Source organism: Pseudomonas sp. IPO3747 (assembly GCF_013385245.1).
Taxonomy (GTDB): domain Bacteria; phylum Pseudomonadota; class Gammaproteobacteria; order Pseudomonadales; family Pseudomonadaceae; genus Aquipseudomonas; species Aquipseudomonas edaphica.
This window is the reverse complement of the sequence record NZ_JACAQL010000006.1, coordinates 67,137-76,885: the sequence shown is the minus strand read 5'-3', so window position 1 is coordinate 76,885 and position 9,749 is coordinate 67,137. Positions and strand designations below refer to the sequence as shown.

Sequence of the window (9,749 nt, the reverse complement as noted above, 5' to 3'; positions counted from 1 at the left end):
CCGCAGCAATGGATATGTACCCGACCAAACACCCCCCGGCCAAACCGCTATCGCAGGCAACCCAGCTCCCACAGTTATTTGTGTTTCAAGCCCACCTCTCGCGAAATTACCAAGCAAGCTAATAATTCCATTTGACATTCGCTGCCTAAGCAGTAACATCTTGTCATACATTCACTGCCTAGGCAGTAATAAGGTGACTTTCGATGACCCACTACACCCCTGACAGCTTTCGCAACTGCCACCTCGGCCTGTTGCTGGGCCGGGCGGCGCTGCTCAAGGACCGCATTATCGACACCCATATGGAACCCCACGGCGTCACCGCCGCGCAGTTCAAGGTGTTGATCATCATTGCCCAGTTCGACGTCGATACCCCGGCGGAGCTGTGCCGCCACCTGTCCCTCGACAGCGGCTCCATGACCCGCATGCTCGACCGTCTGGAGCAAAAGGGCCTGCTGGCGCGCAAGCGCTCCGAGCAGGACCGGCGCCAGGTGCAGTTAGTGCTCACCGAAGACGGCCAGCGCCTGGCCGACATGTTGCCGCATATCGGCGCGCAGTCGATGAATGAACTGGCCGGTGCCCTCGAGCCTGGTGAGTTGGAAACCCTGGAAAGAATCCTCAAGAAAATTCTGGTAGCTGCCGGTGACGCCATCGTCCTCCAGCGGGTAGGTAATCAATGAAAACGCGTGCACTCAGCCTGGTGTTGGTGGCGATGAGCATGGCCGGTTGTGCCAACTTCAGCGGCCTCGACACCCAGGGCCAACGTCTCGACGCCAACACGTTGCAAACCGGCAAATCCTTGAGCGGCGTGACCCTGTCCACGGCCGCCTGGCCCACCGCCGACTGGTGGAAAAGCCTCGGCGACCCGCAACTCGACGGCCTGATCCACGAAGCCCTGCAAAACAGCCCTGATATGCAAGTGGCCAGCGCCCGTGCGCACCAGGCCGAAGCCGCCGCTTATGCCGCCGATGCGGCGCGCATGCCAACCCTGGATGCCAGCGCCGGTGTGAGCCGTTCGCGCCTGGCCAAGGACCAGGACCCGCGCGGGCAGGGCGATGCCTATGCCACGGTGCGTAACATCGGCGCCAGCTTCAACTACAACTTCGACCTTTGGGGTGGCCAGCGCGCTGCCTGGGAAGCCGCGTTGGGCCAGGCGCGTGCAGCCGAAGTCGACCAGCAAGCCGCACGCCTGACCCTGGCCGCCAACGTCGCCAAGGCTTACAGCGATTTGGGCCAAGCGCATATCGTGCGTGACCTGGCCAATGACGACCTCAAGCGCACCCGCCAGATGCTCGACCTGAGCAAACGCCGCCTCAGCTCCGGCATCGACAGCGAATACCAGTACCAACAGACCGAAAGCCTGGAAGCCAGCTCCCAGTCGCAGTTGATCGACGCTGAAAAACAACTGCAAAGCGCCAAGATCGCCCTGGCGGTATTGCTCGGCAAAGGCCCGGACCGTGGCGGCGAGCTGACCCGCCCGAACGTGTTGAAACCCAGTGCCGTCGCTGTGCCTTCAGTCTTGCCGGCCGAATTGCTGGGCCGTCGCCCGGACCTGATCGCCGCACGCTGGCGCGTGGAGGCCGCGAGTAAAAACGTGGCCGCGAGCAAAACCCGCTTCTACCCCAACCTCAACCTCAGTGCGAGCGCCGGGGCCGAGTCGTTGCTCGGTGATGCGATGTTTGGCTCGGCCAGCCGGTTCTTCAGCATTGCGCCGACCATCTCGTTGCCGATCTTTGACGGTGGCCGCTTGCGTGCCGACCTCGATGCTCGCGACGCCGATTACGACCTGGCCGTGGCCCAGTACAACAAAACCCTGGTGCAAGCCTTGGGCGATATCGGCAACACCCTGATGCAACTGCGCGAAACCGGGCGGCAGATCCAGGCGCAGCAACACGCTGCGGACATCGCCCAGCAGTCTTACGACACCGGCGTACAGCGTTACAGCTCCGGCATCGGTAACTACCTGGATGTGCTCAGCATCGAGCAGCAATTGCTGCAGGCCCAGCGTCAGCTGGCGACCTTGAATGCGGCGCAGATCGACCTGTCGATTCAATTGATGCAAGCCCTGGGTGGCGGATTCAACGCCGATAACGTGGCCGCGACCACGACCAGCCCTGCCACCCGTACGGAATAATTTGAGGTATTTGTCATGGCCACTGCCGAAAACAGCAACGCAACTGAAAAGCCCGATAACAACCCGCGCAAACGCAAAGTCATGCTGATCGGCCTGGCGCTGATCGTCATTCTTGGCGTGGTCGGCGTGTGGGGCTGGTATGAGTTCTACGGGCGCTTCAATGAAAGCACCGACGACGCCTATGTGAACGGCAACGTGGTGGAAATCACCCCGCTGGTCACCGGCACCGTGGTCAGTATCGGCGCCGACGACGGCGACCTGGTCCACGAAGGCCAGGTTCTGATCAACTTCGACCCGAATGACGCCGCCGTCGGCCTGCAAAGTGCCCAGGCCAACCTGGCCCGCACCGTGCGCCAGGTGCGTGGTTTGTACAGCAATGTCGATGGCATGAAAGCCCAGGTCAACGCACAGAAAGCTGACGTGCAAACCGCCCAGGACAACTTCAACCGCCGTAAGACGCTGGCCCAGGGCGGTGCGATCTCCCAGGAGGAACTGTCCCATGCCCGTGACAACCTGACCGCCGCCAAGAACGCCCTGACCAACCTTGAGCAGCAACTGAAAACCACCAATGCCTTGGTGGATGACACGGTGATTTCGTCCCACCCGGATGTGCAAGCCGCCGCCGCGCAACTGCGTCAGGCCTACCTGACCAACGCGCGCAGCACCTTGATCGCACCGGTCACCGGCTACGTGGCCAAGCGCACCGTGCAACTGGGCCAGCGCGTGCAGCCCGGCACCGCGTTGATGGCGGTGATCCCGCTGGACCAGCTGTGGATCGACGCCAACTTCAAGGAAACCCAGCTGCGCGATATGCGCATTGGCCAGCCGGTGGACATCGAAGCGGACATCTATGGCAGTGACGTGAAATTCAGCGGCACCGTCGACAGCCTCGGCGCCGGCACCGGCAGCGCGTTTGCCCTGCTGCCTGCGCAGAATGCCACCGGTAACTGGATCAAGATCGTGCAACGGGTGCCAGTGCGCATCCACATCAACGCCGACGAGTTGGCCAAGAACCCGCTGCGGGTGGGCTTGAGCACTGTGGTCAACGTCGACCTGCACGACCAAAGCGGCCCGGTGCTGGCGCAACAGGCACCGCAAAAGGCCTCGTTCACCACCAACGTGTATGACCGCCAACTGGCCGAAGCCGATGCCATGATCACGCAGTTGATCCATGACAACAGCCTCGCCGCACCCAAGGCTGTGCAACGCTGATGAGCGCTAACGCCCCCGCGTCCTTTACGCCGCCAAGCTTGCTGATGGCCACTATTGGCCTGTCGCTGGCGACCTTTATGCAGGTGCTCGACACCACCATCGCCAACGTGGCGTTGCCGACCATTTCCGGCAACCTGGGCGTGAGTTCGGAGCAGGGCACCTGGGTGATCACCTCGTTTGCGGTGAGCAACGCCATTGCCTTGCCGCTCACCGGCTGGCTGAGCCGCCGGTTTGGCGAGGTGAAGCTGTTTTTGTGGGCGACCATCCTGTTTGTATTGGCGTCGTTCCTCTGTGGTATTTCCACCTCGATGCCCGAGCTGATTGGCTTTCGGGTGCTGCAAGGCCTGGTCGCCGGGCCGTTGTACCCGATGACCCAGACGTTGCTGATCGCGGTTTACCCACCGGCCAGGCGCGGCATGGCCCTGGCGTTACTGGCGATGGTTACGGTGGTGGCGCCGATTGCCGGCCCCATCCTCGGCGGCTGGATCACCGACAGCTACAGCTGGCCGTGGATCTTCTTTATCAACGTGCCCATCGGCATCTTTGCGGTGATGGTGGTGCGTTCGCAATTGAAGAAACGCCCGGTGGTCACCAGTTACCAGCCGATGGATTATGTCGGGCTGCTGAGCTTGATCGTTGGTGTCGGCGCTTTGCAGATCATCCTCGACAAGGGCAATGACCTGGACTGGTTCGAATCCAACTTCATCATCATCGGTGCGGCGATTTCGGTGATTGCCCTGGCGGTGTTCATCATCTGGGAGCTGACCGACAAGCACCCGGTGGTCAACCTGCGGTTGTTTGCCTACCGCAACTTTCGTATCGGCACCATCGTGTTGATCCTGGGCTATGCGGGCTTCTTCGGGATCAACCTGATCCTGCCGCAATGGCTGCAAACCCAGATGGGCTACACCGCCACCTGGGCCGGCCTGGCGGTCGCGCCGATCGGTATTTTGCCGGTGCTGATGTCACCCTTTGTGGGCAAGTATGCGCACAAGTTCGATTTGCGCTTGCTGGCGGGCCTGGCGTTCCTGGCGATTGGCTTGAGCTGCTTTATGCGCGCAGGCTTTACCAATCAGGTGGATTTCACCCATATCGCTTTGGTGCAGTTGTTCATGGGGATCGGCGTGGCGTTGTTCTTTATGCCGACCTTGAGCATCCTGATGTCCGACTTGCCGCCGGCGCAAATCGCCGACGGCGCGGGTCTTGCGACCTTCCTGCGGACCCTGGGCGGCAGCTTTGCGGCATCGCTGACTACCTGGATCTGGATTCGCCGCGCCGACCAGCACCACGCGTACATGAGCGAGAACATGACCACCTACGACTCCGCCACCCGCGATGCGTTGCAGGCGCTAGGCGGAGCAGGGCACAAGGCCTATGCGCAGTTGGACCAGATCCTCACCAGCCAGGCGTACATGATGTCCACCGTGGATTACTTCACGTTGCTGGGGTGGATGTTCATGGGCTTGATGTTGCTGGTGTGGCTGGCCAAGCCGCCGTTTGGCGCGAAGGCCGGGCCGGAGGCTTCCGGTCATTGATCGGCAACGTTTGAAATGCAATCAAATGTGGGAGCTGGTTTTGTGTGGGAGCTGGCTTGCCTGCGATAGCATCACCTCGGTGTACCTGATGTACCGAGGTGCCTGCATCGCAGGCAAGCCAGCTCCCACACAAGCCAGCTCCCACACAAGCCAAACCCCACACAAGTCAGCGTTCTGTGTCTCAGGGGTATGCGCCGGGCAACGCCAACTGTGGGTTGACGAAGTCAAACGCCGCCAGCGCAAACCCTTGCTCATCCACCTGCAAGGCCCAACCCTGCTTGTCCCAATCCCCCAGCACAATACGCTTGGCCGCCTGGTCACCAATCTGCAGTTTATGAATGGCCGGGCGGTGCGTATGGCCGTGGACCAGAGTGCGTACACCGAACTGCTGCATCACCCGTGGCACTTCCTCGGGCGTCACATCGACAATATCGTTGGTTTTCATACGCGTTTGCGCACGGCTCTCGCTGCGCAGCTTGCGCGCCAGCTTGTGGCGGGTGCGCAAGGGCAGGTGCCGCAGGATGAACAAGACAATCGGGTTACGCAGGATGCGCCGCAGCTTCATGTAGCCGATGTCGCGGGTGCAGAGGCTGTCGCCGTGCATCAACAGCACGGGCTCGCCATGTAACTGCACGACACTCGGGTCCTTGAGCAAGGTGGCGCCTGCGGCTTTGCAGAACGCTTTACCGATCAGGAAATCGCGGTTGCCATGCATGATAAAAATCGGGGTGCCGCTGTCGCTCAGCTCGCGTAAAGCCTCGCAGATGGAACGCTGGAAGGCGGTCATCCCATCGTCGCCAATCCAGGCTTCAAAGAAGTCCCCCAGAATGTACAACGCCTGGGCGCCACGGGCGCGGCCGTGGAGCAGATCCAGAAACGCCCGGGTGATATCCGGGCGCTCCTCTTCCAGATGCAAGTCTGAAATCAGCAATATCACCCAACGATCTCGGCTTTCTGGACGATCACGTCTTCTGCTGGAACGTCCTGGTGACCGGCCTTGGAGGTGGTGGACACGCCTTTGATCTTGTCGACCACGTCCTGGCCTTCGGTGACTTTACCGAATACCGCGTAGCCCCAGCCCTGCACGTTCTTGCCGCTGTGGTTGAGGAAGGCGTTGTCGGCGACGTTGATGAAGAACTGCGCGGAGGCCGAATGCGGCTCCATGGTACGGGCCATGGCGACGGTGTACTTGTCGTTGGAAAGGCCGTTGTCCGCTTCGTTCTGGATGCTTGGACGCTTGTCTTTCTTTTCTTTCATGCCTGGCTCGAAACCGCCGCCCTGGATCATGAAGTTGCCGATGACACGGTGGAAAACGGTGTTTTCGTAGTGGCCGGCGTTCACGTACTCGATGAAGTTGGCGACGGTGATCGGCGCTTTCTCGGCGTTCAGCTCGATGACGATGTCACCGTGGTTGGTGGTCAGTTTGACTTGAGTCATGTTCACTACTCTTTTCAGGGAATTCGTGGGTTTGGACGCCAAGGCGCCGCTACCGGTTTGGCTAAATGTGTGCCAAGGCGCGCAGTTTAGCGTGCCCGGCAGGAATTTCGAGGTGGTTTTTTACCGCCGGTGCATTAAATGCAGCAGTTTTCGGTGCTGCTCTGTCAGGTACTTGACAGCATCGGCTATGATATCGCCTTTGTTTTATCTGGCCCCAACCGGCCACGAACCTGTCTGTTCAAGGATCCTATGAGCAAGCCCACTGTCGACCCTACCTCGAATTCCAAGGCCGGACCTGCCGTCCCGGTCAATTTCCTGCGCCCGATCATCCAGGCGGACCTGGATTCGGGCAAGCACACGCAGATCGTCACCCGCTTCCCGCCAGAGCCCAACGGCTACCTGCACATCGGTCACGCCAAGTCGATCTGTGTGAACTTCGGCCTGGCCCAGGAGTTCGGTGGCGTCACGCACCTGCGTTTCGACGACACCAACCCGGCCAAGGAAGACCAGGAATACATCGACGCCATCGAAAGCGACATCAAGTGGCTGGGCTTCGAATGGTCCGGTGAAGTGCGCTATGCGTCCAAGTATTTCGACCAGTTGTTCGACTGGGCCGTCGAGCTGATCAAGGCCGGCAAGGCCTACGTCGACGACCTGACCCCGGAGCAGGCCAAGGAATACCGTGGCACGCTGACCGAGCCGGGCAAGAACAGCCCGTTCCGTGACCGTTCGGTAGAAGAGAACCTCGACTGGTTCAACCGCATGCGCGCCGGTGAGTTCCCGGACGGCGCCCGCGTGCTGCGCGCCAAGATCGACATGGCCTCGCCGAACATGAACCTGCGCGACCCGATCATGTACCGCATCCGCCACGCCCATCACCACCAGACCGGTGACAAGTGGTGCATCTACCCGAACTATGACTTCACCCACGGTCAGTCGGACGCCATCGAAGGCATCACCCACTCCATCTGCACCCTGGAGTTCGAAAGCCATCGCCCGCTGTATGAGTGGTTCCTCGACAGCCTGCCGGTTCCGGCGCACCCGCGTCAGTACGAGTTCAGCCGCCTGAACCTGAACTACACCATCACCAGCAAGCGCAAGCTCAAGCAGTTGGTGGACGAAAAGCACGTGCATGGCTGGGATGACCCGCGCATGTCCACCCTGTCGGGTTTCCGCCGTCGCGGCTACACCCCGGCGTCGATCCGCAGCTTCTGCGACATGGTCGGCACCAACCGCTCCGACGGCGTGGTCGATTACGGCATGCTCGAGTTCAGCATCCGTCAGGACCTGGACGCCAACGCGCCGCGTGCCATGTGCGTATTGCGCCCGTTGAAAGTCGTGATCACCAACTATCCGGAAGACAAGGTCGACCACCTCGAACTGCCGCGTCACCCGCAGAAAGAAGAACTTGGCGTGCGCAAGCTGCCGTTCGCGCGTGAAATCTACATCGACCGTGATGACTTCATGGAAGAGCCGCCGAAAGGCTACAAGCGCCTGGAGCCTAACGGCGAAGTGCGCCTGCGCGGCAGCTACGTGATCCGTGCCGATGAAGCGATCAAGGACGCCGATGGCAACATCGTCGAACTGCGATGCTCCTACGACCCGGAAACCCTGGGCAAGAACCCTGAAGGCCGCAAGGTCAAAGGCGTCGTTCACTGGGTGCCGGCTGCTGCCAGCATCGAGTGCGAAGTGCGCCTGTACGATCGTCTGTTCCGTTCGCCGAACCCTGAGAAGGCTGAAGACAGCGCCAGCTTCCTGGACAACATCAACCCTGACTCCCTGCAAGTTCTCACGGGTTGTCGTGCCGAGCCATCGCTTGGCGACGCACAGCCGGAAGACCGTTTCCAGTTCGAGCGCGAAGGTTACTTCTGCGCGGATATCAAGGACTCCAAACCTGGTCATCCGGTCTTCAACCGTACCGTGACCTTGCGTGATTCGTGGGGCCAGTGATTCTCTAAGGAAGCCGTTGTGCTAACGATCTACAACACACTCAGCAAGACCAAAGAAGTCTTCAAGCCGCTGGACGGCAACAAGGTGCGCATGTACGTGTGCGGCATGACCGTGTACGACTACTGCCACATCGGCCACGGCCGCAGCATGGTTGCCTTCGACCTGGTGACCCGTTGGTTGCGTTTCAGCGGCTATGACTTGACCTATGTGCGCAACATCACCGACATCGAAGACAAGATCATCAACCGGGCGCGCGAGAACGGCGAACCGTTCGATGTGCTGACCGAGCGCATGATCACCGCGATGCACGAGGATGAAGCGCGTCTGAACATCCTCAAACCGGACATGGAGCCGCGCGCCACGGATCACATTCCGGGCATGTTGAGCATGATCCAGACCCTGATCGACAAGGGTTACGCCTACGCCCCAGGCAATGGCGACGTGTACTACCGCGTCGCGAAGTTCATGGGCTACGGCAAGCTGTCGCGCAAGAAAATCGAAGACCTGCGCATCGGCGCACGTATCGAAGTCGACGAAGCCAAGCAGGATCCACTGGACTTCGTGCTGTGGAAAGGCACCAAGCCCGGCGAGCCGAGCTGGGAGTCGCCATGGGGCGCGGGCCGTCCGGGCTGGCACATCGAATGCTCGGTGATGTCCACCTGCTGCCTGGGCGAGACCTTCGATATTCATGGCGGCGGCAGCGACCTTGAGTTCCCGCACCACGAAAACGAAATCGCCCAAAGCGAAGCCGCCACCGGCAAGACCTACGCCAACGCCTGGATGCATTGCGGCATGATCCGCATCAATGGCGAGAAGATGTCCAAGTCCTTGAACAACTTCTTCACCATCCGCGATGTGCTGGAAAAGTACCACCCGGAAGTGGTGCGCTACCTGCTGGTGTCGAGCCACTACCGCAGCGCCATCAACTACTCGGAAGACAACCTCAAGGACGCCAAAGGCGCCCTGGAGCGTTTCTACCATGCGTTGAAAGGCCTGCCTGCCGTGGCGCCGGCCGGCGGCGAAGCCTTCGTGGCACGCTTTACCGAGGTCATGAACGACGACTTCGGCACGCCGGAAGCCTGCGCGGTGCTGTTCGAGATGGTGCGTGAGATCAACCGTCTGCGTGAGAGTGATCTTGATGCAGCCGCTGGTCTTGCTGCGCGCTTGAAAGAGCTGGCCAGCGTGTTGGGTGTACTGCAGATGGAAGCCGATGACTTCCTGCAAGCCGGCGCCGAAGGGCGTGTAAATGCCGCTGAAGTAGACGCGTTGATTCAAGCGCGCCTGGCTGCCCGTGCAGGCAAAGACTGGGCGGAGTCCGACCGTATCCGTGACCAACTGACCGCGATGGGTGTGGTGTTGGAAGACGGGAAGGGCGGCACGACGTGGCGGTTGGCTGATCAGGCTTGATCGGTAAACCCTGAATAAAAAACGCCCCGACTGGTTCGGGGCGTTTTTTATTGTGCAAGCGTGGCTCGTTCCCACGC

At 60.7% G+C, this 9,749-nt stretch carries 8 protein-coding genes; 6 read left to right on the top strand and 2 right to left on the bottom strand.

Annotated features, from left to right (window positions below):
* Positions 1–203: 203 nt before the first annotated feature.
* Genes HX790_RS10775 through HX790_RS10760 form a run of 4 tightly spaced genes read left to right on the top strand, consistent with a single transcriptional unit; the run spans position 204 to position 4,878 of the window.
* Entirely contained in the window at positions 204–677 is a 474-nt protein-coding gene (locus HX790_RS10775; protein ID WP_017134700.1) for a MarR family winged helix-turn-helix transcriptional regulator, read from the top strand.
* Positions 674–2,131: an efflux transporter outer membrane subunit gene (locus tag HX790_RS10770; protein ID WP_099550546.1), complete on the top strand. Its 1,458-nt coding sequence runs from the start codon at positions 674–676 to the stop codon at positions 2,129–2,131. The genes HX790_RS10775 and HX790_RS10770 overlap by 4 nt, the downstream gene beginning before the upstream one ends.
* A 15-nt stretch (positions 2,132–2,146) precedes the next feature.
* A complete protein-coding gene (locus tag HX790_RS10765; RefSeq protein WP_017134698.1) occupies positions 2,147–3,343 on the top strand; it encodes an efflux RND transporter periplasmic adaptor subunit in 1,197 nt (398 codons plus the stop codon).
* Complete coding sequence (locus HX790_RS10760) at positions 3,343–4,878, top strand: DHA2 family efflux MFS transporter permease subunit (protein ID WP_017134697.1); 1,536 nt, start codon at positions 3,343–3,345, stop codon at positions 4,876–4,878. Before HX790_RS10765 ends, HX790_RS10760 begins: the two co-directional genes overlap by 1 nt.
* A gap of 181 nt (positions 4,879–5,059) precedes the next feature.
* On the opposite strand, the gene lpxH is transcribed toward HX790_RS10760, so the two are convergent.
* Together lpxH and HX790_RS10750 are read right to left on the bottom strand one after the other, a co-directional pair.
* On the bottom strand, positions 5,060–5,815 hold the full coding sequence (gene lpxH, locus HX790_RS10755; protein WP_176991521.1) for a UDP-2,3-diacylglucosamine diphosphatase: 756 nt from the start codon (positions 5,813–5,815) through the stop codon (positions 5,060–5,062).
* Complete coding sequence (locus HX790_RS10750) at positions 5,812–6,315, bottom strand: peptidylprolyl isomerase (RefSeq protein WP_017134695.1); 504 nt, start codon at positions 6,313–6,315, stop codon at positions 5,812–5,814. Before HX790_RS10750 ends, lpxH begins: the two co-directional genes overlap by 4 nt.
* Positions 6,316–6,564: 249 nt before the next feature.
* On the opposite strand from HX790_RS10750, the gene HX790_RS10745 reads away from it, so the two are divergent.
* Positions 6,565–8,265, top strand: coding sequence for a glutamine--tRNA ligase/YqeY domain fusion protein (locus HX790_RS10745; RefSeq protein ID WP_026013499.1), 1,701 nt, complete (start codon positions 6,565–6,567; stop codon positions 8,263–8,265).
* Between the two features lie 18 nt (positions 8,266–8,283).
* Complete coding sequence (gene cysS / locus HX790_RS10740; protein WP_170040691.1) at positions 8,284–9,672, top strand: cysteine--tRNA ligase; 1,389 nt, start codon at positions 8,284–8,286, stop codon at positions 9,670–9,672.
* The last annotated feature ends 77 nt before the right edge of the window (positions 9,673–9,749 follow it).